We start from the raw sequence: 24,280 nt of genomic DNA on the forward strand, positions 1-24,280 counted from the left end.
GGTGCGTCGCTTCAATCTTTCCGAGTGGGCGTTGGCCAATCGTCCGCTGGTGTTGTTCGCCATGCTTGCCTTCGCCCTGATCGGCGCGTGGTCCTACAAGCACCTGGGGCAGTCCGAGGATCCTCCCTTCACCTTCAAGATCATGGTGGTCCGCACGCTGTGGCCGGGGGCCACGGCAGAACAGGTGTCGCGACAGGTCAGCGAGCCGATCGAGAAGGCACTGATGAACACCGGCGAGTTCGAGTTCATCCGCTCCTATTCGCGCCCGGGCGAATCGCAGGTCATCTTCGTGGCGCGCGACGACCTGCGTTCCAGGCAGATCCCGGATCTCTGGTACCAGGTACGCAAGCGGGTCGGTGACATCCAGGCCACCTTGCCACGCGAGATCGTCGGACCGTTCTTCAACGATGAGTTCGGCGATACCTTCGGCAACATCTACGCGCTTACCGGCAAGGGCTTCGACTATGCGCTGATGCGTGATTACGCTGATCGCATCCAGCTGGAGCTGCAGCGGGTGCCGGACGTGGGCAAGGTCGACCTGGTCGGCCTGCAGGATGAAAAAGTCTTCATCGAGTTGTCCAACACCAAGCTGACGTCGCTGCGAATTTCGCGGCAGCAGGTCCAACAGGCGGTGGCAGAGCAGAACGCAGTGGCCAATGCCAGCTTCCTGGAAACCGGAAGCGACCGCGTGCAGCTGCGCGTCAGTGGCCAGTTCAACAGCATCGACGACATCCGCGCCTTCCCGATCCGCGTCGGCGAGCGCACCGTGCACCTGGGCGACATCGCCGAAGTGCACCGCGGTTTCGCCGATCCGGCCTCGCCGAAGATGCGCTTCATGGGCGAGGATGCCATCGGCCTGGCGGTGGCGATGAAGGATGGCGGTGACATCCTGGCGCTGGGCACGCACCTGGATGCGGAGTTCGAACGGCTGCAGAAGACGCTGCCGGCCGGCATGCAGCTGCGCAAGGTGTCCGACCAGCCGCAGGCGGTGGAGGAGTCGGTGGGCGAGTTCGTGCAGGTGCTGACCGAAGCGGTGGTGATCGTGCTGCTGGTCAGCTTCTTCTCGCTGGGCCTGCGCACCGGGCTGGTGGTCGGGGTGACCATTCCGCTGGTGCTGGCGATGACCTTCTTCGTCATGCATTACTTCGGCATCGGCCTGCACAAGATCTCGCTCGGTGCGTTGGTGCTGGCGCTGGGCCTGCTGGTGGACGATGCGATCATCGCGGTGGAAATGATGGCCACCAAGATGGAGCAGGGCTACGACCGCCTGCGCGCGGCCAGCTTTGCCTGGGAATCAACGGCGTTTCCCATGCTGACCGGCACGCTGATCACCGCGGCCGGCTTCCTGCCGATCGCCACGGCGGCCTCCAGCACCGGGGAGTACACACGGTCGTTGTTCCAGGTGGTGACCATTGCACTGGTGGTGTCCTGGATCGCGGCGGTGCTGTTCATTCCCTACCTCGGCGACAAGATGCTGCCGGACCTGTACAACCGCCAGCCGCCGAAACCCGGCAGCCTGATGGGCCGCTGGCATGCACGCCGTCAAGCGTGGGCCGACCGCTTCCCCGCGATGGCCAACCTGCTTGCGCCGCCCGCGCATGGGCACGACCACGACCCGTACCAGCGTCCGTTCTACGTGCGCTTCCGCCGCTTTTTGGAAGGGTGCCTGCGCCACCGCTGGTGGGTGATCGCCGCGACCATCGCGTTGTTCATCGGCTCGCTGCTGCTGTTCCGCTTCGTGCCGCAGCAGTTCTTCCCGGATTCCACCCGGCCGGAGCTGATGGTGGACATCGAACTGGCCGAGGGCGCGTCGTTGAATGCCACCCGTGACCAGGTGGCCAAGCTGGAGAAGCTGCTGGACGGCCGCGAAGGCATCCGCAACTACGTGGCCTATGTCGGCACCGGATCGCCGCGCTTCTACCTGCCGTTGGACCAGCAGCTGCCGGCGACCAACTTCGCCCAGTTCGTGGTGCTGGCCAACGACACCCATGCGCGCGAGACCGTGCGCGACTGGCTGCAGCGCGAGGTGCTGCCGACCTTCCCGGACGTGCAGATGCGCGTGACCCGGCTGGAGAATGGGCCGCCGGTCGGTTATCCGGTGCAGTTCCGCATCTCCGGCGAGCACATCGCGCAGGTGCAGGCACTGGCCCGCCAGGTGGAAGAGAAGGTGCGCGCCAACCCGCACACCATCAACGTCAACCTGGACTGGAGCGAACCGAGCAAGGTGGTGCGGCTGGTGATCGACCAGGACCGTGCGCGCGCGCTCGGCGTCAGCAGTGCACAGGTCAGCCAGTTCCTGGCCAGTTCGCTGGCCGGCGAAGCGGTGAGCGTGTACCGCGAAGGCAACCGGCAGATCGAGATGCTGGTGCGGGGTGCGGGCGATGAGCGGCTGAGCCTGGAGCTGCTGGGCAGCCTGCAGATGCCCACGCCGTCCGGTGGCAGCATCAGCATGTCCCAGGTCGCCACGCTGGAGCATGGTTTCGAAGATGGCATCATCTGGCACCGCGACCGGCTGCCGACGGTGACCGTGCGTGCCGATATCGGCGATGGCATGCAGCCGCTGGACGTGGTGCAGCAACTGCTGCCGACGCTGGAGGGTATCCGTGCGCAGCTGCCCAGTGGGTACCTGCTGGAAACCGGCGGCACTGTGGAGGATTCGGCGCGCGGGCAGGATTCGATCAAGGCCGGCATGCCGCTGTTCCTGGTGGTGGTGGCGACCCTGCTGATGCTGCAGCTGCGCAGCTTCTCGCGCACCGCGATGGTGCTGGTCACCGCACCGCTGGGCATCATCGGCGCGACCCTGTTCCTGCTGCTGTTCCGCTCGCCGTTCGGCTTCGTCGCGCTGCTGGGCACGATCGCGCTGGCCGGCATGATCATGCGCAACTCGGTGATCCTGATCGACCAGATCCAGCAGGACATCGATGCCGGGCATGACCGCTGGGACGCGATCCTGGATGCCACCGTGCGGCGCTTCCGTCCGATCGTGCTGACCGCACTGGCGGCGGTGTTGGCGATGATTCCGCTGTCGCGCAGCGCGTTCTACGGGTCGATGGCGATTTCGATCATGGGCGGGTTGATCGTGGGGACGGTGCTGACGCTGGTGTTCCTGCCGGCGTTGTATGCGGCGTGGTTCCGGGTGCGGCCGGGTGAGGTGGGTCGAACGGGCTGAGCCCCCTCGCGGGTGGCTGTTTCAAGGCTACTGCGGGAGGGCCGGGCGGTGGGGCTGTGCGGGGGACGGCAAGAGCCGCTCCTGCGGGCCTCGTTTCGCGCCATCCATGGCGCTCAACGCCCCCGCCCAGCCCCACCGCCCGGCGCCCTGACGGGTTCCGGGGCCGCCAGCCGCGTATGAAAAAAAGAAGAAAAGCGGTAGCGCCGAGCCATGCTCGGCGAGCGCAGCGGGCCGTTGGCGGAAACATTCCGCCGACCATGGGTCGGCGCTACCGAAGGACCCGTTTACCCGTCGAGTGGAGGGAGCCCCTGAGTCAGGGGCGGCCGCGAAGCGGCGGGGTGTGGGTGCTGGTGAGACGTGGCCCGCGGTTTGCGCAGCAAAGCGTGAGAGCGGCAGCGCGAATGCGATGGCGTGTACCTCCCCGGTAACTGTCTTACCCCTGCAGGCGTTCGAGCACTGCGGCAGTGGCCTGCGTGGTGGACACCGCGCTGCCGGCGGCAGCGAGATCCGCAGTGAACACACCTGCATCCAGCGCGGCGTGCACGGCCGCTTCAACCGCTGCGGCCTCGGCTTCCAGGCCCAACGAATGGCGCAGCAGCATCGCCGCGCTGAAGATCGTCGCGTAGGGGTTGGCGATGCCCTTGCCGGCAATGTCCGGGGCCGAACCGTGGATCGGCTCGTAGATGCCGACCGCACCCCGTTCGCCCAGCGAGGCCGAGGGCAGCAGGCCGAGTGATCCGGCCAGCATCGAGGCTTCATCGGTCAGGATGTCGCCGAACATGTTTTCGGTCACGATCACGTCGTACTCGCGCGGCTTGGCCAGCAGGTGCATGGCCATCGAATCGACCAGCTGGTGCTCCAGCGCCACGTCGGCGAACTCCTCGCGGCCGAGCCGGGTAGCAACGTCGCGCCACAGCCGCGAGGTTTCCAGCACGTTGGCCTTGTCCACCGAGGTGACCTTGCCACGGCGCTGGCGGGCCAGCTGGAAGGCGCTGCGCAGGACCCGCTCGATCTCCTCCACGCTGTAGCTGCACAGGTCGCTGGCCGCATCGGCGGTGCGGGTTTTTTCACCGAAGTAGATGCCACCGGTCAGTTCGCGCACCACCACGAAGTCGACGCCGCGCAGCAGTTCGGCCTTGATCGGCGAGGCGCCCAGTGCCGCCTCATGGGTGCGCACCGGGCGCAGGTTGGCGTACAGGCCGAGCGCGCGCCGGATCGCCAGCAGACCCTGTTCCGGACGTACCTTCGCATTCGGGTCGGACCACTTCGGGCCGCCCACCGCGCCCAGCAGGATCGCGTCCGCTGCACGGCAGGCGTCCAGCGTGCTGGCCGGCAGCGGCTCGCCATGTCGGTCGATGGCGATGCCGCCGATATCATGTTCGTTGAAGTTGAAGCTGTGATTGAAACGGGTGGCGACGGCTTCCAGTACGGCCACGGCGGCGGCGGCCACTTCCGGGCCGATGCCATCACCGGGCAGGACGACGATCTCAGCGTGCATGTTCAGTCTCGTAACGTTCGATGTCGGGGACGCGGCCCAGCAGGTAGCCCAGCTGGTCGACACCTTCCAGCAGGCAGGTCTGCGAGAAGCCATCCAGCGGGAAAGTGTAGACGCGGCCATCGGGGGTGCGCAGTTCGCGTGCGGCGATGTCGAGGGTCAGCACGTCGTCCGGGCGCTGCATCAGCGCCTGCACGTCGGCCTCGTCGAGCACCACCGGCAGCAGGCCGTTCTTCAGCGCATTGCCGCGGAAGATATCGGCGATCTCGCTGCTGACGATGGCGCGCAGGCCCAGGTCGGTCAGGGCCCACGGTGCATGTTCGCGCGAGGAACCGCAGCCGAAGTTGCGCCCCGCCAGCAGGATGCTGCGGCCGGCATTCTGCGGCTGGTTGAAGGCGAACTCCGCGTTCGGCGTGCCATCGGCGGTCCATCGCCAGTCGTTGAACGCGTTGCGGCCCAGGCCGGCACGTTCGGTGGTGGACAGGAAGCGCGCCGGGATGATCTGGTCGGTGTCGATGTTGGTCTGGCGCAGCACCACGCTGGCCGACTCCAGGGTACGGAAGCCGCTCATCAGGCCACCTCCTGGTTGAACAGGTCGCGGGTATCGGAGACGCGGCCATTGACGGCGGCCCACGCGGCAGTCATCGGCGAGGCCAGCAAGGTGCGCGATCCGGGGCCCTGGCGGCCCTCGAAGTTGCGGTTGCTGGTGCTCACCGCCAGTTGGCCCGGCGCAACCAGGTCACCGTTCATGGCGATGCACATCGAGCAGCCCGGCTCGCGCCACTCGGCACCGGCGGCGCGCACGATGGCATCGATGCCTTCGGCTTCGGCCTGGCGCTTGACGATTTCCGAGCCCGGTACCACCAGCATGCGCACGCGATCGGCGACCTGCCGGCCACGCAGCACCTGGGCGACCTCACGCATGTCGCTCAGCCGTCCATTGGTGCAGGACCCCACGAACACCACGTCCACCGGGGTCCCCTGCAGGGTGTCGCCGGCATGCAGCTGCATGTAGTCCAGGCCCTTCTGCGCAGCGGCATCGTTGGCGGCCGGGATCGGCGCGTCGACCGCGATCGCGGTACCCGGATGGGTGCCCCAGGTCAGGGTCGGACGGATGTCGGCCGCGTTGATCGAAACCTCCGCATCGAAGCGGGCACCGTCATCGCTGCGCAGCTGCGACCAGCGCGCCACCGCCGCATCGAAGTCGGCACCCTTCGGGCCGCGCGGGGTGGCGGCCACCCAGTCGAAGGTGACCTGGTCCGGGGCCACCATGCCGGCGCGTGCGCCCGCCTCGATGGACATGTTGCACAGGGTCATGCGCTGCTCCATGTCCATCGCCGCGATGGTGCTGCCGCGGAACTCCAGCACATGGCCGGTACCGCCGTTGACTCCGATCACGCCGATGATGTGCAGCACCACGTCCTTGGCGCCGACGCCGGCCGGCAGCGCGCCGTCCACGGTGATCGCCATGGTCTTCGCCTTGCGCTGCAGCAGGCACTGGGTGGCCAGCACGTGGCCGACTTCACTGGTGCCGATGCCGAACGCCAGCGAACCGAACGCACCATGGGTGGAGGTGTGGCTGTCGCCGCAGACGATGGTCATGCCGGGCAGGGTGAAGCCCTGTTCCGGCGCGATGACATGCACGATGCCACGGTCGGCCGAGGCCATGTCGAACAGTTCCACGCCGTATTCGGCGCAGTTGCTGGCCAGCATCGCCACCTGGGCTTCGGAGGCCGCGCTGGCATAGGGCAGGGAACCATCGGCGCGCGCGGGCAGCGTCGGCGTGGAATGGTCCATGGTGCCCTTGGTGCGGTCCGGCCGGCGCGGCGACAGGCCGCGTTCGCGCAGCTCGGTGAAGGCCTGTGGCGAAGTCACTTCGTGGATCAGGTGCAGGTCGATGTACAGCACGGCGGGGGCGCTGTCGGATTCGGGGACGACCACGTGGGCGTCCCACAGTTTGTCGTACAGGGTGCTGGGTGCGGGGGTCATGCGATGGCCTGGCAGGAAGGTGCGATGAAGAACATCAGGGGTAATCAGGAGGAGGTCAACACTCAGCGGCGACGTGCGAGTACGCGCAGCCGCACATAGTCGGCGAGCGGCAGGCCCGACGCATCACGTGGCAGGTCGACCAGCAGGGCTTCGGCGGCATCGCGTATGCGACGGGCAGCAGCGCTATCCAGGTCGGCCAGCAACGGCGCGGCGAACACCCGCAACCAACCCGCGATGCCGGTGGGCAGCGGCGTGGGGCGCTCCACGCGCTCGGCGAACTGCACGTGGAAGCCATGCTGGCGCAGGCGGTCGCTGTACGCTTCCACGGTGGGGAAGTACCAGCTGAACGCGCTTTCTCCGTGGCCGTGCGCCACCCGGGCAGCCTGCACGGCACCGACGATGGCGGCGACGTTGCCATCGCCACCGAACTCGGCGACCAGCCGCCCGCCGGGTTTCAATGCACGCCGCACACCGGCCAGTACGCGGTCCGGTTCGCGCATCCAGTGCAGCGCAGCGTTGCTGAACACCGCATCGAACTCGCCATCGAAGGACAGCGCATGGCCGTCCATGACCTGCGCATCGACCCCGCGGGCGCGCGCGGCGATCACCAGCTCGGGCGAGGCGTCCACGCCGATCACCTGGGCGCCGGTCAGTGCGAGTTCGGTGCTCAGCACGCCGTCGCCACAGCCGAGGTCGAGGATCCGTTCACCCCGCCGCGCATCAAGCAGGCGCGCGATCGCGCTGCCCAGCACCGGCACGAAGCCGGCGTCGATGGCGTAATCCTGGGCATTCCAGGCTTGGCCGGCGTCAATGCTGACGGAGGTGAACGCGCTCATGCTGGAATCCTCAGGCGTGGGCCGCCGCAGCGGCGGTGTCAGGGGCGGCAGTGGCTTCGCGTTGGCGCAGCAGGCGGTTGGCGACGTCCAGCCAGGCCAGTGCAGAGGCCTCGATGATGTCGCGGCTGGTGCCGGTGCCTTCGAAGACATCCTCGCCACTGCGTACGCTCAGGTTGGCTTCGCCGCGTGCGTCCGCGCCGATGCCTACGCTGTGCACCTGGTAGCTGTCCAGCTGCAGGCTGACGCCGGTGGCAGAAGACAGGGCACCGAACAGCGCATCCACCGGGCCATCGCCCTGTGCGGTTTCGGCCACCCGGTTGCCATCCGGATCAGACAGTTCAACCAGTGCATTGGCACGGCTGCCGACATCGCTGATGGTCATCGAGGCCAGACGGTAGCCCGGGGTGCTGGCACCGCCCTGCATCAGGGTCTGCAGGTCTGCATCGGTGACCACGCGCTGCTGCTCGCACAGCGACTTGAACTGTTCGAACACCAGCTTCAGTTCTTCTTCTTCCAGCCAGAAGCCCAGTGCGCGCAGGCGCGCCTCGACCGCGGCGCGGCCGCTGTGGCGGCCCAGCACCATCTGCGAATCTTCCCAGCCCACGTCTTCCGGACGCATGATTTCGTAGGTGCCGCGGTGGCGCAGCATGCCGTGCTGGTGGATGCCCGATTCGTGGGCGAAAGCGTTCGCACCAACGATGGCCTTGTTGCGCTGTACCGGCATGCCGACCAGCCGCTGCAGCAGCTGCGAGGTGCCGACTATGCGCGGGGTGTTGATGGAGGTGTCCTGCTCGTAGAAGGCCTGGCGCACCTTCAGCACCATGGCGATCTCTTCCAGCGAGCAGTTGCCGGCGCGCTCGCCGATGCCGTTGACGGTGCATTCGACCTGGCGGGCGCCGCCTTCGATGGCGGCCAGCGAATTGGCCACGGCCAGGCCCAGGTCGTTGTGGCAGTGCGCGCTGAAGATCACCCGCTCGGCACCGCTGACATCGGCGACGCCGGCGATGACCTGCTGGAACATCGCGCGGATTTCCTCCGGCGTGGTGAAGCCGACCGTGTCCGGCAGGTTGATGGTGGTGGCACCGGCGGCGATCGCTACGCGGGATACTTCGATCAGGTAGTCCAGCTCGGTGCGGGTGGCGTCTTCGGCGGAGAACTCGACATCATCAATGTACGAACGCGCCAGCGCGACATGCTTGTGCACCGATTCCAGCACCTGCTCGCGGGTCATGCGCAGCTTGTGCTCGCGGTGCAGCGGGCTGGTGGACAGGAATACGTGCAGGCGCGGGTGCGCGGCTGCGTCCAGCGCGTGTGCCGAGGTTTCGATGTCGCTCGCCAGGCAGCGCGACAGCACCGCCAGGATCGGGCGCTGTACTTCGCGGCCGATCATCGCCATCGCCTCGCGGTCGGATTGGGAGCTGGCCGGGAATCCGGTTTCGATCACGTCCACGCCCAGCTCGTCCAGCGCACGCGCCATGACCAGCTTCTGCTGCGGGCTCATGCTGCAGCCGGGCGACTGTTCGCCATCGCGCAGGGTGGTGTCGAAGATGCGGATGCGCGGCGGGGTAATTCGTTCGATGGTCGGCGTGGTCATGGGGAAGTCTCCTCGACAGCGGGCAGTGCGGCGTGCAGGTGGGAAGGGGAAGAAACAGGTTTCAAGGCGGGCAGTGCGACCGCTACGGCGGGCGTTCGCAGGGTTTCGGGGCGGCGCCGGCGCGGTTTGCGCGGGGCGCGTGGTCGCACGTCGGTGAGCAGGCCGGCAAGTACCGAAGCGTCGATGTTGCCGCCGGAGACGACCGCGAACTTGCGGCGTCCGGCAACCCGGCGGCCGGCGGCCAGCGCCAGTGCGCCGGCACCTTCGGCAATCAGGTTTTCTTCCAGCGCCAAGCGCACCAGCGTTTCGCGCAGCTCGGCCTCGCGCACGATCACCACGTCGTCCAGCAGCGAGGTGCACAGGCGGCGGGTCAGGAAGCCGGGGATCTTCACCCGCACGCCGTCGGCCAGCGAGGGCACCGGGGCGATCGGGCGGACGTCGCCGCGGATCGCGCGGGCCATCGAGTCCACGCCTTCGACCTGCGCGCCGACGATGCGCACGCCCTGCGATTTCAACGCCAGGGCAACACCGGACGCCAGGCCGCCGCCGCCGATGGGCACGATCACCACGTCCGGCGAATGGGGGGCCAGTTCGATGCCGACCGTGCCTTGGCCGGCGATGACATCGGCATCGTCGAAGGCGGACAGGAAGCGGTAGTCATGGCGCTGGGCCAGTTCCACCGCGAAGGCCCAGGCGTCGTCGTAGCTCTCGCCATGCTGGCGCACGGTGGCGCCCCAGTGGGCGACGCCGGCGATCTTGGTGGCCGGCGCGCCGTGCGGCATGACGGTGATCGCCTGCACGCCCAGCCGATGCGCAGCCCAGGCCACGCCTTGGGCGTGGTTGCCGGCAGAGGCGCAGATGATCGGGCGCAGGTCGCCGCGCTCGCGGCCGGCCAGCAGGGCGTTCAGCGCGCCGCGGACCTTGTAGGAGCCGGTGCGCTGCAGGTTTTCCAGCTTCAGCCAGGTGCCGAAGCGCTCGGCGTAATGCAGCGGCGTGGGCGGCAGGAAGCGGCGCAGGCGGGCCTGCGCGGCCAGCACGTCGGCGACGGTTACATCGCCTACGTCAGGTTCGGTGCCGGCGCGGTCAGCGGCAGGCATCATGGACCACGCGTTGTGCGCACGGCGACGACGACGGGCGGCCGAGAAGACGCCTCCGTGCCGGCACCGCTTGCACGGTACGGGCGTTCATGCGGCTGCTCCCTGCAGTTCGGTCACCTGCACCGATACGCAGTCGTAGATTTTCTCGATCTGCCGGCACAGCGTTTCCGGCGGACGGGTGCCGTCCACCACCAGCTGCAGGTGCCAACGGCCGTGGTCGTCGGCATCGGATGCACCGTGGATGGCGCGCGGGGCGAAGCCACGCCGCTCGGCCATGCCGATCACGCGCAGCAGCGCGCCTTCGGCGGGGTGCAGCACCAGGTCAAGCCGGTATTGCATTGGGGGTCTCCTGGCTGACATGGGCGGGATTGGATTCCAGCATCGTGCTGTTGGCGGTATTGGGCGGCACCAGCGGCCATACATTGGCGCGCGCGTCGATGGCCACGTGCAGCAGCGCCGGGCCGGGTTCGGCCAGCAGCGCCGCCAGCCCACCTTCCACCTCGTCACGCGCGTCGATGCGGGTGGCGGCGATGCCGAACACCTTGGCCAATGCGACGAAGTCCGGGTTGTCGGACAGGTCGATCTCGCTGTAACGCTCGGCGAAGAACAGTTCCTGCCACTGCCGGACCATGCCCAGCGAGCTGTTGTCCAGCAGCACGATCTTCACCGGCAGGCGGCAACGCGCAATCGTCGTCAGCTCCTGCACGTTCATCATGAAGCTGCCATCGCCGGAGACCAGCACCACGGTGCGCTCGGGGCAGGCGAACTGCGCGCCCATCGCCGCCGGCAGGCCGAAGCCCATGGTGCCCAGCGCGCCGCTGGTCAGGTGGTTGCGCGGGTGGTTGAAGCGGCAGTGCTGGGCCACCCACATCTGGTGTTGGCCGACATCACAGGCAATCACCGCATCGGCCGGCGCCAGCTCGCTCAGCCGCTTCAGCAGCGCGGGCGCGTAGATGTGCTTGCCCGGTGCGTCGTACCGGGCGATGAACTTCTCGCGGTGCTGCGCGCAGCGGCTGCGCCAGGCGGACTGCGTGGCCGCAGGGGCCGGGAAGGCGGCGTGCAGGGCACGGATGGCCTGCGCGACGTTGCCGGGAACGGCGACGTCGGCGGTACGCAGCTTTGAGATTTCATACGCGTCGGCATCGATGTGCACCACGCGCGCGAAGGGCGCGAACTCGGTCAGCTTGCCGGTGGCGCGGTCATCGAAGCGCGCGCCGAGCACCAGCAGCAGGTCGGCTTCCTGCACGGCCATGTTGGCCGCGCGGGTGCCATGCATGCCCAGCATGCCCAGCGATTGCGGATGTCCTGCTGGCAGTGCACCCAGGCCACGCAGGGTCAGTACGGTGGGTATGCCGCTGGCCGCGGCGAAGTCGCGCAGCGCATCGACGGCGTCACCCAGTGCGATGCCACCGCCGGCGTAGATCACCGGCTTTTCCGCGCCTGCAATGGCGGCAATGGCATCGGCGATGGCCTGCTCGGCAGCCGCAGGCGGCGCCTCTACGGTGGACGGCACATGGGCCGGCAGATGGCTGGCATCGGCGACCTGGACATCCTTGGGCAGGTCGATCAGCACCGGGCCGGGACGGCCTTCGCGCGCGATGCGGAACGCCTCGGCGACCACGCGCGGCAGGTCATCCACGCTGCGCACCAGCCAGCTGTGCTTGACGATCGGCAGGGTCAGTCCAAACACGTCCAGTTCCTGGAACGCATCGGTGCCCAGCAGCGGCGTGGCGACCTGGCCGGTGATGCAGACCATCGGCACCGAATCCAGCATCGCATCGGCGATGCCGGTGACCAGGTTGGAAGCGCCCGGACCGGAGGTGGCGATGCACACGCCGACCCGGCCACTGGCACGCGCAAAGCCGTTGGCAGCCAGTGCGGCGCCCTGCTCGTGGCGCACCAGCACGTGCTTCAGCCGCGAATCCACCAGGGCGTCGTAGAACGGCATGATCGTGCCGCCTGGATAGCCGAACAGCGTCTGCACGCCTTCGGCCTCCAGCGCCTGGGTCAGCCAGCGCGCGCCGTTGGGCGGCGCGCTGCGTTGTGCGGGGATGTTCATGGGAAACCTTGCAGAGCGGGTGGGGGAGGGCCGCGTGGGTTACGCGGCCTGGCCTTGCAGCCAGACCATCTTGGCGCGCAGTTCCTTGCCTACCTTCTCGATCGGGTGGTCCAGGTCGGCCTGCTTGAACTTGTTGTAGTTCGGCAGCCCCGCTTCGTACTCGGCGACCCAGTTCTTGGTGAAGGTGCCGTCCTGGATGTCCTTCAGGACCTCCTTCATGCGCTCCTTGGTGCCGGCGTCGATGACCCGCGGGCCGCTGACGTAGTCGCCGTACTGGGCGGTTTCGGAGATGAACTCGAGCATCCGCGAAATGCCACCCTCGTAGAACAGGTCCACGATCAGCTTCAGTTCGTGCAGCACTTCGTAGTACGCGATTTCCGGCTGGTAACCGGCTTCCACCAGCGTTTCGAAGCCGGCCTGCACCAGCGCCGAGGCACCGCCGCACAGCACCGCCTGCTCGCCGAACAGGTCGGTCTCGGTTTCTTCCTTGAACGTGGTCTGGATCAGGTTGGCGCGTGCGCCGCCCAGCCCGGTGGCATAGGCCAGCGCATGCTTGGCGGCGTTGCCGCTCTTGTCCTGGTGCACGGCCCAGATGCACGGCACGCCACGGCCGATCTCGTATTCTCGGCGGACCAGCGCGCCCGGGCCCTTCGGCGCAACCAGCACCACGTCCAGGTCCTCGCGCGGGGTGATCATGTCGAAGTGGACGTTCAGGCCGTGCGCGAACAGCAGCACCGCGCCCTGTTTCATGTTCGGTGCCAGCACGTCTTCGTACAGCTTCTTCTGCACCATGTCCGGGGTCAGCACGGCGACCAGGTCGGCATCCTTCACCGCCTCGGCCGGCGCCTTGACGGTGAAGCCGTCGGCCTGGGCCTTTACTTCGGTCGGGCCGCCGGGCCGCAGGCCCACCACCACCTCGAAGCCGGATTCACGCAGGTTCAGCGCGTGCGCGCGGCCCTGGCTGCCGTAGCCGACGACAGCGATCTTGGTCTGGGGCAGGTCGTTGGTGCTCATCGTGGTGGTTCCTTGCAGAGGTATTGGATGGAGGGAGGGTGTTGCCATGTTCTGAAACGAAAAAACCCGCGCCGGGACCGGTGCGGGTTTTGATCGAGTACCTGTGTGTCTGTTGCTTACACGCTGGCTCGTCCCGCTCCGGTGGGCTGGCTAATAAGTACGAGTACGAGGAGCGAACGCAGCGAGGCGGCGCCGATGGCGGCGGGCTCGAAGTTCGTCGGCGGTGGCGTGTGGCGCTGCAACATGGGTCCGAGGAAAACATGCGCGCCAAGGTGTGTCAACCCTTGTCGATGCCTGCGGATTGGTTGCCGCTGAATCCACGCGGAAGCCTTGTGCCACCAGCATTGTTGCGCATGAAACCAGCATCGCGCCGCGGTGCGGAGCGAGCCGTTGCCGCCATTCGCGCAGTCGTCGGGCAGCCGTACCGCACGTCCATGACCTATGCCGGATACCCGGCAACGTGCAGACAGGCGACTATCGCGATATCCCTTTCCAGGAACCCCCGACGTGACCCGACGACTGACCCGCTGCCTGCTGGCCGCTGCCCTGCTGGCAACGCTGCCGACGCTTGCCCTCGCCGCTGACCGCGTGACCGGCCACGGCTTTGCCACCCGTTCGGAAGTGATCGCACCGCATGCGATGGCGGCGACGTCGCAGCCGCTGGCCACCCAGATCGCCCTGGACGTGATGAAGAACGGCGGCAGCGCGGTGGATGCCGCAATCGCCGCCAACGCGGCACTGGGCCTGATGGAGCCGACCGGCAACGGCATCGGCGGCGACCTGTTCGCCATCGTGTGGGATCCGAAGACCCAGCAGCTGCATGGCTACAACGGCTCCGGCCGCTCGCCGCGCTCGCTCACCCTGGCCGAGTTCCAACGCCGCGGGCTGAAGGAAATTCCGGCCACCGGTCCGCTGCCGGTGTCGGTGCCCGGCGCCGTCGATGGCTGGTTCGCCCTGCACGAGCGCTTCGGCCGCAAGCCGATGGCCGACAACCTGGCGCCGGCCATCCGCTACGCACGCGAAGGCCATCCGGTGGCCGAGGTCATCGCGTATTACTGGGACCGCTCGGTGCCGCGCCTGTCGCAGTATCCCGGTTTCAAGGAACAGTTCACGATCAACGGCCATGCCCCGCGCAAGGGCGAGCTGTGGAAGAACCCGAACCTGGCCAACACGCTGCAGCAGATCGCCGATGGCGGCCGCGATGCGTTCTACAAGGGCGACATCGCGCGCACCATCGGCAGCTACTTCAAGGCCAACGGCGGTTACCTGAGCTTCGATGACATGGCCGCCCACCAGGGCGAATGGGTCGACCCGGTGAGCAGCAACTACCGCGGTTACGACGTGTGGGAGCTGCCGCCCAACAGCCAGGGCATCGCCGCGCTGCAGATCCTCAACGTGCTGGAAGGGTACGATTTCTCGAAGATTCCCTTTGGCTCGGCCGAACACGTGCACCTGTTCGTGGAAGCCAAGAAGCTGGCCTTCGCCGACCGCGCGCGCTTCTATGCGGACATGGCCTTCCAGCCGGCCGCGCCGGTGGCCAAGCTGATCTCGAAGGAGTACGCGGCCGAGCGGCGTGCACTGATTTCGATGGACAAGGCGCTGAAGGAAGTACAGCCGGGCACACCGAAACAGCTGGAAGAGGGCGACACGATCTACATGACCGTCGCCGATGCCGACGGCATGATGGTGTCGCTGATCCAGTCCAACTACCGCGGCATGGGCAGCGGCATGGCGCCCCCGGGGCTCGGCTTCATCCTGCAGGATCGCGGTGAGATGTTCGTCCTGCAGAAGAGCCACCCGAACGGTTATGCACCGGGCAAGCGTCCGTTCCAGACCATCATCCCCGGCTTCATCACCAAGGACGGCAAGCCCTATGCGAGCTTCGGCGTGATGGGCGGGGCGATGCAGCCGCAGGGCCATGCGCAGATCGTGATGAACCTGGTGGACTTCGGCATGAACCTGCAGGAAGCCGGTGATGCGCCGCGCATCCAGCACGAGGGTTCGACCGAGCCGACCGGCCAGGCCACGGCGATGAGCGACGGCGGCGAGGTCAACCTGGAAACCGGCTTTGCGTATGACACGATCCGCGCGCTGATGCGCAAGGGCCACCGCGTGGTGTTCGCCGACGGTCCATATGGCGGCTACCAGGCGATCCTGCGCGATCCGGAGACGGGTGTGTACTACGGCGCGTCGGAGAGCCGCAAGGATGGGCAGGCGGCGGGGTATTGAGGGCAGGCGTCGAACGGGTGAGACCCCCCTCGCGGGTGGTGGCTGGAAGCAGGTTACGTGTTTGGCGACGGGCGGGTGGGGTTGGCAGGACACGCCGCAAGTACGTCCCTGTAGGCTGCATCGCCGCATCCATGCGGCTCAGCGTCCTGCCAACCCCACCCGCCCGGCCCCCTGACAGGTTCCGATGGCCGCCACCCGCGTAATTAAAAAATGAAAAGCGGTAGCGCCGAGCCATGCTCGGCGGAAATCATCAGATCCCATTCCCCCTGCCATCCGCCGACCATGGGTCGGCGCTACCGAAGGTTCCATGGCCACCATGGACCTGTCGAAGGTGGGGCGGGGTGGGTTGGCGGGAACGCTCATCCGCATGGGTCCGGCGCATGCGCCGGACGCGCTGGGCAGGAGCCCAGCGCAGGTCTTGCCGCCTGTGCAGGACTGCACCGGCGAGCAAGCGGATGGCGAGCCTCCATGGACGGATTCACGGCGATTCCCGCCAACCCACCCCGCCCCGCCCACACACAGCCCTGCAGACTTTGACGTTGACGTCGCTTCGAAGCGGGCGCCGGGCTGCAAGCCCGGCAACCCACCCCATCAGTCGCGCTCAGCCGCGTGCTCGGCTTCCAGCCGCGTCTCTTCCTGCGCCGCCATTTCGCGTTCAATCCACGCCTCGATCATCTGCCGCGCACGCTGCGCCTTGCGCCGCTCGCGTGTCCATTCCTGGTCCAACACGCGGTACAACGACACCATCACCAGGATCATCAGCACGGCGAAGGGCAGCGCGGCGATGGTGATCATGCCCTGCAGGGCGGACAGTCCGCCAGCCAGCAACAAGGCCGCCGCGATCAGCGCAACACCCACGCCCCACGCCAGCTTGCGCTTCGGCGGCGGATCACCGGCCTCATCGGTGGACATGCTGGCCAGTACCAGTACTGCAGAATCGGCCGAAGTCACGAAGAAGATCATCAGCAGCACCAGCGCCACGCTGGCCAGCAACAGCGGGAAGGGCAGGCTGTCGAACATGGTGAACAGCACCGTTTCGTAGCCATTGCCCAGCGCGGCCACCAGATCGACATGGCCGAACAACTGCGACCACAGCGCGGTGCCGCCGAACACCGAGAACCAGATGAAGCCCAGCACGGTCGGTGCGATCACCACACCGATCACGAACTCCCGGACGCTGCGGCCACGCGAGATGCGCGCGATGAACGACCCCACGAACGGTGCCCAGGCAATCCACCACGCCCAGTAGAAGATGGTCCAGTCGGCCACCCAGGTGCTGCCGGAGAACGGCGACATGCGCAGGCTCATCGTCACCAGCTGGTTGAGGTAGGACCCCAGCGTGGTGGTGAACGTGTCGAAGATGAAGCCGGTCGGGCCCAACACCAGCACCATCGCCAGCAGCAGCGCAGCCAGGCCGAGGTTGAAGTTGGACAGCCATTTGACCCCGCGCTCCACCCCGCTCAGGGTCGACGCCATGTACAACACGAACGCCACCGCGATGATCACCATCTGGGTCGGCACGCTGGAGGGAATGCCGAACACCCGTTCCAGGCCTGCCGCGATCTGGATGGTGCCGAAGCCCAGCGTGGTGGCCACGCCGACCGCGGTCGCCACCACGGCGGCGATGTTGACCACGTGGCCGATCCAGCCGCGATGGTGCTGGCCGATGATCGGCTGCAGCATGTCGCTGACCAGGCCGCGGCCGTTGCGGTTGAACTGGAACCAGGCCATTGCCAGGCCGATCAATGCGTACACCGCCCACGGATGCAGGCCCCAATGGAAGAAGGCGTAGCGCATCGAGGCACGCGCCGCATCCATGCCCATGGGTTCCAGCCCTTCCGGTGGTTTGACGAAATGGGAGACCGGCTCGGCCGCGCCCCAGAACACCAGGCCGATGCCCATGCCTGCAGCGAACAGCATCGACATCCAGCTGGCGCGGGAGAAGTCCGGCTCGGCATCTTCGCCGCCGATGCGCAGGTTGGCGAACCGTCCGAACGCCAGGTACAGCAGGAAGGTCAGCGCAAGGAACACGACCAGCAGGTAGAGCCAGCCCGCGCCGCGGACCACCTCGGCCAGCACGGCCTGTACGACGGCGTTGAAGGAGTCCGGTGCGAGCCCGGCGAGCAGCACCAGGACAGCGACCAGTGCGATGGAAATTCGAAACACCATGACGGGGCTTCTCCGATCAGTGAATGAGGGAGCGAGCAGAAGCTTGCAGTGCGATGCCGGGCAATACCAGCAATGCGGAGGACGGCGGACGGCCGCATGCCTGCAGGAGCAGGCGCGACAGTGCGCTGCGCGATGTTACCCAGCGTGGCGTCATGGACTCGTCAGTGTGTCGTCCGCGACAGCGGCGGTATGTTCTAATGCGCGCTGAAGCGGGGGTACCGCGGCCAACTGGCCGTGGTTGAGATAGTCCCTTGGAACCTGATCCGGCTCATACCGGCGTAGGGAAGCTTTGCAACGCCGTCCGTGCGTGGGCTCTCCCGGGGCCGGCGCGCGTGCGTCGGCGCACCGCCGCTTCGTCCCCGAACCTGATTGGACGAAGCCCGATGAACGCACCGTACGACGACCTGCAGCAGCAGGCGCAGCAGCTTTCCGAAACCGTCACCCGGCCGATCCCGGGTTCGCGCAAGGTGCATGTGGCCGGTTCCCGGCCGGACCTGCAGGTGCCGATGCGCGAGATCGCGCTCAGCCCGACCCCGGACACGTTCGGCGGCGGCGGGAACGCGCCGCTGGCGGTCTACGACAGCTCCGGTCCCTACACCGATCCCGCGGCGCGGATCGACCTGGCGGCGGGCCTGACTGCACTGCGCCGCGGCTGGATCGAAGAGCGTGCCGACACCGCACTGCCGGGCGGGTTGGGCTCGGTGTTTGGTCGTTCGCGCGAACTCGATGCGAGGCTGGCCGCGGTGCGCTTTCCGGCGCGCCATCAGCCGCGTCGAGCGCGTGCCGGCGCCAACGTGACCCAGATGCACTACGCCCGCCAGGGCATCATCACCCCGGAGATGGAGTTCGTCGCCATCCGCGAGAACCAGCGCCTGCATGCGGTGCTCGATGCCGGACTGCTCCAGCAGCATCCGGGGCAGTCCTTCGGTGCTGCCATCCCGCGCGTGATCACGCCGGAATTCGTGCGCAGCGAGATCGCCCGTGGCCGGGCGGTGCTGCCCAACAACATCAACCACCCGGAAAGCGAACCGATGATCATCGGCCGCAACTTCCTGACCAAGATCAACGCCAACATCGGCAACAGTGCGGTGTCCTCGGGCATCGCCGAGGAAGTGGAGAAACTGGTCTGGGCGATCCGCTGGGGCGGCGATACGGTGATGGACCTGTCCACCGGCAAGCACATCCACGAAACCCGCGAGTGGATCATCCGCAACTCACCGGTGCCGATCGGTACCGTGCCGATCTACCAGGCGCTGGAAAAGGTCGGCGGTCGGGCCGAAGACCTCAGCTGGGAGGTATACCGCGATACCTTGGTCGAACAGGCCGAACAGGGCGTGGATTACTTCACCGTGCACGCGGGGGTGCGGGCCGCGCATGTGCCGCTGACAGCGAACCGGATGACCGGCATCGTCTCGCGCGGCGGCAGCATCCTGGCCAAATGGTGCATGGCGCATCGCAGGGAGAACTTCCTGCATACGCATTTCGACGACATCTGCGAAATCATGAAGGCCTACGACGTGACGTTCTCGCTGGGCGACGGGCTGCGCCCGGGCTGCATCGCCGATGCCAACGACGCGGCGCAGTTCGCCGAACTGGAAACCCTCGGCGAACTGACCAAGGTGGCCTGGCAGCACGACGTGCAGGTGATGGTGGAGGGCCCGGGCCACGTGCCGATGCACCTGATCAAGGAGAACATGGACAAGCAGCTGCGCGAATGCGGCGAGGCGCCGTTCTATACCCTGGGGCCGCTGACCACCGACATCGCGCCGGGCTACGATCACATCACCAGTGCGATCGGCGCGGCGATGATCGGCTGGTACGGCACGGCGATGCTCTGCTACGTCACCCCCAAGGAACACCTGGGCCTGCCGGACCGGCAGGACGTCCGCGACGGCATCATGGCCTATCGAATCGCCGCCCATGCCTCGGACCTGGCCAAGGGGCATCCCGGTGCGCAGGTGCGTGACAACGCGCTCAGCAAGGCCCGCTTCGAATTCCGTTGGGAAGACCAGTTCCACCTCGGCCTGGATCCTGAAAAGGCCAGGGAGCTGCACGATCAGACCCTGCCGAAGGACGCACACAAGAGCGCCCATTTCTGCTCGATGTGCGGACCCCAGTTCTGTTCGATGAAGATCAGCCAGGAGGTCCGCGGGCAGTCTGCGGGCGGGTAGGGGACGGACAACCGCAGCTGCTGGTGGGTGACGACCGCAGGTCCTGGTGGGTGACGACCGTTGGTCGTCACGCTCTCCCCCGTTATCCTCCGCCCATCGTTTCCCAAGGCCGCGCCATGCCCATCCCGCCCACCCTCCGCTGGCTGGCCATCGCCCGCCGCCATCCCTCCGCCTGGTTGCTGGCGGTGCAGTTGCTGGGCGTGCTGGTGTATCCGGCAATGGATGACACCGCGGCGGGGCGGGCGGCAGTGGGCACGTTCGGCATCGCGGTGCTCGGGCTCGCCCTGTGGGTGGTGCAGCGCAGCCCGCTGGGCACCTGGCTTGCGTTGTTGCTGGCCATTCCCTCGGTGGTGTTCTCCATCGCGGCGGTGCTGTTGGGCAAGACCGGGTTGGGCATCACGGCGCAGCTGCTGGAAAGCCTGCTGTACTTCTACACCGCCGGTGCGTTGATCGCCTACATGCTGCAGGACCATAAAGTCACCCGCGACGAACTGTTTGCTGCAGGCGCCACCTTCACCCTGCTCGCGTGGGCGTTCGCGTTTGCGTTTTCGGTCTGCCAGCAGTGGTATCCGGGCAGTTTCCTGGCCACCAACCAGACCCCGTTCCGAACGTGGATGGAGCTGCTTTATCTCAGCTTCAGCTTACTGTCTGGAGTAGGTCTCAGTGACGTCGTTCCGGTACACCCCCAGGCACGCGCATTGGTAATGCTGGCGCAGTTCTGCGGGGTCATGTACGTGGCCCTGGTGGTATCGCGACTGGTCGGTCTGACCATGCTCGAGCACCGACAAAAATGAATGGCAGATAAAAAAATCGCGCCCCGGAAGGCGCGAATAGTGAAACTGATTATCTGAATACGTGGGCGAGAGAGTGCCTGATGTCCGCCGCAGCATGTGCGGTTAACTCTCATAGGCTAGTATTCGCGCGCTTCGATTCATTTGCGTTATGGGTTCATGCTGTTTGCAGAGTCTGGCTGTTCGCGATTGCACCTCCCGGTCATTCACGCGCACCTGGCTGGCATCCCGCCTGCCGCCCGCGTTCGAGATAGATGACCATCAGCAACAGCCCTTTCCATGACGTAGATATCCTGCGTATCGGCGAATGCACCGTGACCTTGTCGTCACGTGAAGTGCAGGTGCCCGGTGCGCGGCGACTTCGCAGGCTCACCCCGAAGGCGGTGGGCGTGCTGCGCGTGCTCGTCCGCAGCAACGGGCGCGTGGTCACCCGGGATGAGCTGTTCGCCGAGGTGTGGCCGGACACGCTGCCTACCAATGATGTGCTGACCCAGGCCGTGACCCAGCTGCGCAAGGCCTTCACCGCTGACAGCGAGGACGGTCCCGCCTACATCGAGACGATCGCCAAGACCGGCTATCGCCTGCGGGTGGCGGTGAGTGCGGTGGATCCGGTTGAACGGTCCGCCCTGCCGGCGGGCGAAGCGCCAACGCCGGCACCGCCGGTGCAGTCGCCCGCTGGCAGGGATATGGACGTAGACGCATGCACGGACGTGGATGTGGCCGTGGACATGGAAATGGACATGGACGCCACCCGCACGCGTCCCGAACCCCCGCTGCTGGCGCCGATGCGGCCCCGCAGTGCCTGGCGACGCGTACGGCGCTGGGTGCTGCTGGGCGTAGGTCTGTCCATGCTGTTGGCGCTGGGCGTCATGACCTGGCTGCTGCTGCATCGGGATACGTCACCCTCGGCAGTCGATGCGGCGGTGGAAAACGGTACGCGGGTGATCGGCAGTCCGCAGCGTCCGTATCGACTCATCACCGCCGGTGCGGGCTTTGAAACCTATCCCACGTTGTCGCCGGATGGCTCCCAGGTGGCGTACGAAGCCAGTGAAGAAGATGGCGGCGGCCAGATCAAGGTGCAGACCTCCGGCAATGCGCCGGCGCGCAATCTGGTGGACCGTCCGGACGGGGCGGTGGACCGCTTCCCGAACTGGTCCCCGGACGGCCGAGAGATCGCCTTCGCACGCTTCTCCGGCGAAGGTCGCTGCGAAGTGCTGATCGCCAGCGCGACCGGCGGGAACGTGCGCCAGGCCACGCGCTGCGACGGTACCGAACTGCTCAGTTTCGACTGGACGCCGGACGGCAGCGGGCTGGTGTTCGGCAGCATGGTTGGCGCCTACGCCCACCGCGGGATCCGGGTACTGGACCTTGCCAGCGGGCGGTGGCGCGCGTTGACCTATGCCGCGCACAAGGACGACTTCGATTACGCCCCGCGTATTTCCCCGGACGGACGCTGGCTGGTGTTCGTGCGCAACCCGCAGGTCGGTGACCTGTGGCGGATGCCGGCCGAAGGCGGGCCGCTGGAGCAGCTGACCGACGACGCCGCCGAGTTCCGTGGCTGGGCCTGGCTGGGTGACAGCCGGCAGATCGTGTTCGGTCGGCGGGTGGACAGCGAAGCGCGCCTGTACCAGCTGGACACCGAGGCACGCACGCTGCGTGATCTCGGCCTGGACGATGCACAGTGGCCGGCGGTGGCGCGCGCGACGAACTTCCTGGCCTTCGTCCACCGCAAGGCACAGTTCGGGTTGTACAAGGTGCCGGTGAAGGACCCTGCGCGGGCACAGCGACTGTTCGCCTCCAGCGGCCGCGACAGCCAGCCGATGCTGGCACCTGACGACCGCCAGATGGTGTTCGCTTCAGACCGTTCCGGCAGCTACGCCCTGTGGTGGGCCGACCTGCAGCAGCCGCAATCCCTGCGCCCCATCGAGGGACTGCGGCCGGACACCCGGCAGCCGCCGGCATGGTCGGCCGACAGCCGCCACCTGCTGGTACTGGGCCGTGATGACCAAGGGGAGCCCCACGTCTACGAGATCACCCCGCGCGATGAACAGCTGAGCGTGGTGCCGGTGCCGGTGGCGCGCCCGCTGCAGGCCTTGTATCTCGATGATCCGGATCGCCTGCTGGTCATAGAGCGGGGCGACGACCAGCGCACCCGCATGAGTCTGTATGACCGGCGCGACTGGCAGCGACTGGCGACCTTGTACGGCGTGTCCCAGGCGCGCTTTGACAGTGAGCGGCAACGCGTGGTCTTCACCCAGTTGGGCGCCAGTGGACTGTGGTCGGTGGATGCCTCGCTGTCCCCGGCCAGCGTCCAGCAGCTGAGCGCCGACAAACCCTCGCGCTGGCGCTACCGCGCATGGTCGGTGGCCGGCGGCGGCCGCGTCGACTATCTGGATGAGTCCAACCAGTGCAGCTCCGGCCTGCTGCGTATCGCCGAAGGGGGCGAGCCGGTATCACGCTGCCTGGATGCGACGCGTCTCAGTGCCGGCAATGGATTGAGCAGCAGCGTTGACGGAAATGACGTGTACGTGTCGCTCGCCGTGTCCGACGGTGCCGACATCGGCGTGATGGCGCTGCCCGAGCGCCCGCCAGAAGTCTTCCCGGCTTTCATCAACTCGTTGAAAATAAAGCCATAAATGGTTTCGTAAGTTTTTCGTGCGGACATCGTGTCGATTTCGTCGCGAAGTCGTCGCAACGTCCTGACCGCTGACGCCTGATTTGGCAAAACAGACACCCTGTATTGGTAAATACGTGGTGCTCCATGCGTCAGCTCTCCCTGGCCGATCGCGGTCAAACGATCTCCCTCGACAAGTCGCCCGACGACGCGACGCCGATCTGCCTGAGCGTTGCCCGGCTGGGCAGCCTGCAGACCGCCGGCAGCTGCTTCACGGTGTGGATCCAGATCCGCGGCAGTGCGTGGGTGGAGGCCAAGGAGGGTCGTTTCCGGATGCGGCGGGGCGAGTGGATCGCCTTCGAGAAGGAATCGCGTCCGCTGGTCCAGGCCGGCCGCAGTGGCCTGTGCATCGGCCTGGCACTGAATGCCGACGCCATGCGCATGTTGATGGAACTTGCCGATTGCGGCCTGTATGCCGGCCGTGGCCTGATGAAGCAGCCCGAACTGCGGGTTGCCCTGCGCCTGTGGCGCGATGCGCTGGACAGTGGCCTGCCGGCGCAGGCGCTGCGCCCGATGCTGCTGCACCTTGCCTCGCTGCAGCGCACGATGGCCGGCACCGTGCAGCGTTGCCCGGGCCGCTCGCGCAGCCGCAAGCGCCAGGTGTTCGGCCGCATGCAGCGTGCCCGCCTGTATCTGGAAGGCAACAGCCACCGCGTGGTGCGCATCGGTGAACTGGCCGAACTGACCAACTTCTCCAGCTGGTACCTGTCCAAGACCTTCCAGAGCCTGTACGAAGAAAGCCCGCAGGCCCTGTCGGCACGGCTGCGGCTGGAACGCGCGGCCGACCTGCTGCGCGATACCGACATGATGATCGGCGAAGTCGCCTCTGCCAGTGGCTTTGACAACTGCTGCAGCTTCGCGCGGGCGTTCCGCGCCCGTTTCGGCACGTCTGCGTCGCATTATCGTGAAAGTGCCGCCAAGCTGTCGCCACACTCGGCAAAGTCTCTCGCTGCATCACGCAAACCAAGGATCGCAACACAATCGTAACGTTTG

At 67.0% G+C, this 24,280-nt stretch carries 16 protein-coding genes and 1 riboswitch; of the genes, 6 read left to right on the forward strand and 10 right to left on the reverse strand.

Going from position 1 to position 24,280, the window contains the following annotated elements:
* Position 1 precedes the first annotated feature (1 nt).
* Entirely contained in the window at positions 2-3,169 is a 3,168-nt protein-coding gene (locus SOM47_RS04035) for an efflux RND transporter permease subunit (RefSeq protein WP_320504835.1), read from the forward strand.
* 433 nt (positions 3,170-3,602) lie between these two features.
* On the opposite strand, the gene leuB is transcribed toward SOM47_RS04035, so the two are convergent.
* The 9 genes from leuB to ilvC all read right to left on the reverse strand — a co-directional run bounded on the left by leuB (position 3,603) and on the right by ilvC (position 13,253).
* On the reverse strand, positions 3,603-4,667 hold the full coding sequence (gene leuB, locus SOM47_RS04040; RefSeq protein ID WP_320504836.1) for a 3-isopropylmalate dehydrogenase: 1,065 nt from the start codon (positions 4,665-4,667) through the stop codon (positions 3,603-3,605).
* A complete protein-coding gene (leuD, locus tag SOM47_RS04045; RefSeq protein ID WP_320504837.1) occupies positions 4,657-5,235 on the reverse strand; it encodes a 3-isopropylmalate dehydratase small subunit in 579 nt (192 codons plus the stop codon). Before leuD ends, leuB begins: the two co-directional genes overlap by 11 nt.
* Positions 5,235-6,653 carry a 3-isopropylmalate dehydratase large subunit gene (gene leuC / locus SOM47_RS04050; protein WP_042613999.1) on the reverse strand — a complete coding sequence of 473 codons (1,419 nt, stop codon included), beginning with the start codon at positions 6,651-6,653 and terminating at the stop codon, positions 5,235-5,237. Before leuC ends, leuD begins: the two co-directional genes overlap by 1 nt.
* Positions 6,654-6,715: 62 nt before the next feature.
* Entirely contained in the window at positions 6,716-7,489 is a 774-nt protein-coding gene (locus tag SOM47_RS04055) for a class I SAM-dependent methyltransferase (RefSeq protein WP_320504838.1), read from the reverse strand.
* Positions 7,490-7,499: 10 nt separating this feature from the next.
* Positions 7,500-9,083: a 2-isopropylmalate synthase gene (locus SOM47_RS04060; RefSeq protein WP_320504839.1), complete on the reverse strand. Its 1,584-nt coding sequence runs from the start codon at positions 9,081-9,083 to the stop codon at positions 7,500-7,502.
* A complete protein-coding gene (locus SOM47_RS04065) occupies positions 9,080-10,180 on the reverse strand; it encodes a threonine dehydratase (protein WP_042614002.1) in 1,101 nt (366 codons plus the stop codon). The genes SOM47_RS04060 and SOM47_RS04065 overlap by 4 nt, the downstream gene beginning before the upstream one ends.
* An 87-nt stretch (positions 10,181-10,267) precedes the next feature.
* Positions 10,268-10,519 (reverse strand): ACT domain-containing protein, encoded by a 252-nt coding sequence (locus tag SOM47_RS04070; protein ID WP_042613996.1) that lies wholly within the window; start codon positions 10,517-10,519, stop codon positions 10,268-10,270.
* A complete protein-coding gene (ilvG, locus tag SOM47_RS04075; RefSeq protein WP_320504840.1) occupies positions 10,503-12,239 on the reverse strand; it encodes an acetolactate synthase 2 catalytic subunit in 1,737 nt (578 codons plus the stop codon). Before ilvG ends, SOM47_RS04070 begins: the two co-directional genes overlap by 17 nt.
* 39 nt (positions 12,240-12,278) lie before the next feature.
* Positions 12,279-13,253, reverse strand: a complete 975-nt coding sequence (gene ilvC, locus SOM47_RS04080) for a ketol-acid reductoisomerase (protein WP_042613994.1) — start codon at positions 13,251-13,253, stop codon at positions 12,279-12,281.
* A 507-nt stretch (positions 13,254-13,760) separates the two neighbouring features.
* Here ilvC and ggt point away from each other — a divergent pair.
* Positions 13,761-15,482, forward strand: coding sequence for a gamma-glutamyltransferase (gene ggt, locus SOM47_RS04085; RefSeq protein ID WP_320504841.1), 1,722 nt, complete (start codon positions 13,761-13,763; stop codon positions 15,480-15,482).
* A gap of 591 nt (positions 15,483-16,073) precedes the next feature.
* Here the strand turns inward: ggt and SOM47_RS04090 are convergent.
* Positions 16,074-17,651 (reverse strand): BCCT family transporter, encoded by a 1,578-nt coding sequence (locus SOM47_RS04090; RefSeq protein WP_320504842.1) that lies wholly within the window; start codon positions 17,649-17,651, stop codon positions 16,074-16,076.
* A gap of 201 nt (positions 17,652-17,852) precedes the next feature.
* Positions 17,853-17,954, forward strand: a riboswitch (TPP riboswitch).
* An 80-nt stretch (positions 17,955-18,034) separates the two neighbouring features.
* Between SOM47_RS04090 and thiC the strand changes: the two genes are divergently transcribed.
* The 4 genes from thiC to SOM47_RS04110 all read left to right on the forward strand — a co-directional run bounded on the left by thiC (position 18,035) and on the right by SOM47_RS04110 (position 24,274).
* Complete coding sequence (thiC, locus tag SOM47_RS04095) at positions 18,035-19,822, forward strand: phosphomethylpyrimidine synthase ThiC (protein WP_414715751.1); 1,788 nt, start codon at positions 18,035-18,037, stop codon at positions 19,820-19,822.
* Between the two features lie 116 nt (positions 19,823-19,938).
* A complete protein-coding gene (locus SOM47_RS04100) occupies positions 19,939-20,616 on the forward strand; it encodes an ion channel (RefSeq protein ID WP_320504843.1) in 678 nt (225 codons plus the stop codon).
* Between the two features lie 251 nt (positions 20,617-20,867).
* Positions 20,868-23,249 carry a winged helix-turn-helix domain-containing protein gene (locus SOM47_RS04105; protein WP_320504844.1) on the forward strand — a complete coding sequence of 794 codons (2,382 nt, stop codon included), beginning with the start codon at positions 20,868-20,870 and terminating at the stop codon, positions 23,247-23,249.
* Positions 23,250-23,374: 125 nt separating this feature from the next.
* A complete protein-coding gene (locus tag SOM47_RS04110; RefSeq protein WP_192082940.1) occupies positions 23,375-24,274 on the forward strand; it encodes a helix-turn-helix transcriptional regulator in 900 nt (299 codons plus the stop codon).
* Positions 24,275-24,280 lie beyond the last annotated feature (6 nt).

Source organism: Stenotrophomonas sp. CFBP8980 (genome assembly GCF_034046095.1).
In the GTDB taxonomy this organism is placed as follows: domain Bacteria; phylum Pseudomonadota; class Gammaproteobacteria; order Xanthomonadales; family Xanthomonadaceae; genus Stenotrophomonas; species Stenotrophomonas lacuserhaii.

What these genes read in the sequence shown, in the direction of transcription:
- leuB (WP_320504836.1), bottom strand. Translation starts at nt 4,667, where the DNA reads ATGCACGCTGAGATCGTCGTCCTGCCCGGTGATGGCATCGGCCCGGAA.
- leuD (WP_320504837.1), bottom strand. Translation starts at nt 5,235, where the DNA reads ATGAGCGGCTTCCGTACCCTGGAGTCGGCCAGCGTGGTGCTGCGCCAG.
- leuC (WP_042613999.1), bottom strand. Translation starts at nt 6,653, where the DNA reads ATGACCCCCGCACCCAGCACCCTGTACGACAAACTGTGGGACGCCCAC.
- SOM47_RS04055 (WP_320504838.1), bottom strand. Translation starts at nt 7,489, where the DNA reads ATGAGCGCGTTCACCTCCGTCAGCATTGACGCCGGCCAAGCCTGGAAT.
- SOM47_RS04060 (WP_320504839.1), bottom strand. Translation starts at nt 9,083, where the DNA reads ATGACCACGCCGACCATCGAACGAATTACCCCGCCGCGCATCCGCATC.
- SOM47_RS04065 (WP_042614002.1), bottom strand. Translation starts at nt 10,180, where the DNA reads ATGCCTGCCGCTGACCGCGCCGGCACCGAACCTGACGTAGGCGATGTA.
- SOM47_RS04070 (WP_042613996.1), bottom strand. Translation starts at nt 10,519, where the DNA reads ATGCAATACCGGCTTGACCTGGTGCTGCACCCCGCCGAAGGCGCGCTG.
- ilvG (WP_320504840.1), bottom strand. Translation starts at nt 12,239, where the DNA reads ATGAACATCCCCGCACAACGCAGCGCGCCGCCCAACGGCGCGCGCTGG.
- ilvC (WP_042613994.1), bottom strand. Translation starts at nt 13,253, where the DNA reads ATGAGCACCAACGACCTGCCCCAGACCAAGATCGCTGTCGTCGGCTAC.
- SOM47_RS04090 (WP_320504842.1), bottom strand. Translation starts at nt 17,651, where the DNA reads ATGGTGTTTCGAATTTCCATCGCACTGGTCGCTGTCCTGGTGCTGCTC.
- thiC (WP_414715751.1), top strand. Translation starts at nt 18,035, where the DNA reads ATGAACGCACCGTACGACGACCTGCAGCAGCAGGCGCAGCAGCTTTCC.
- SOM47_RS04100 (WP_320504843.1), top strand. Translation starts at nt 19,939, where the DNA reads ATGCCCATCCCGCCCACCCTCCGCTGGCTGGCCATCGCCCGCCGCCAT.
- SOM47_RS04105 (WP_320504844.1), top strand. Translation starts at nt 20,868, where the DNA reads ATGACCATCAGCAACAGCCCTTTCCATGACGTAGATATCCTGCGTATC.
- SOM47_RS04110 (WP_192082940.1), top strand. Translation starts at nt 23,375, where the DNA reads ATGCGTCAGCTCTCCCTGGCCGATCGCGGTCAAACGATCTCCCTCGAC.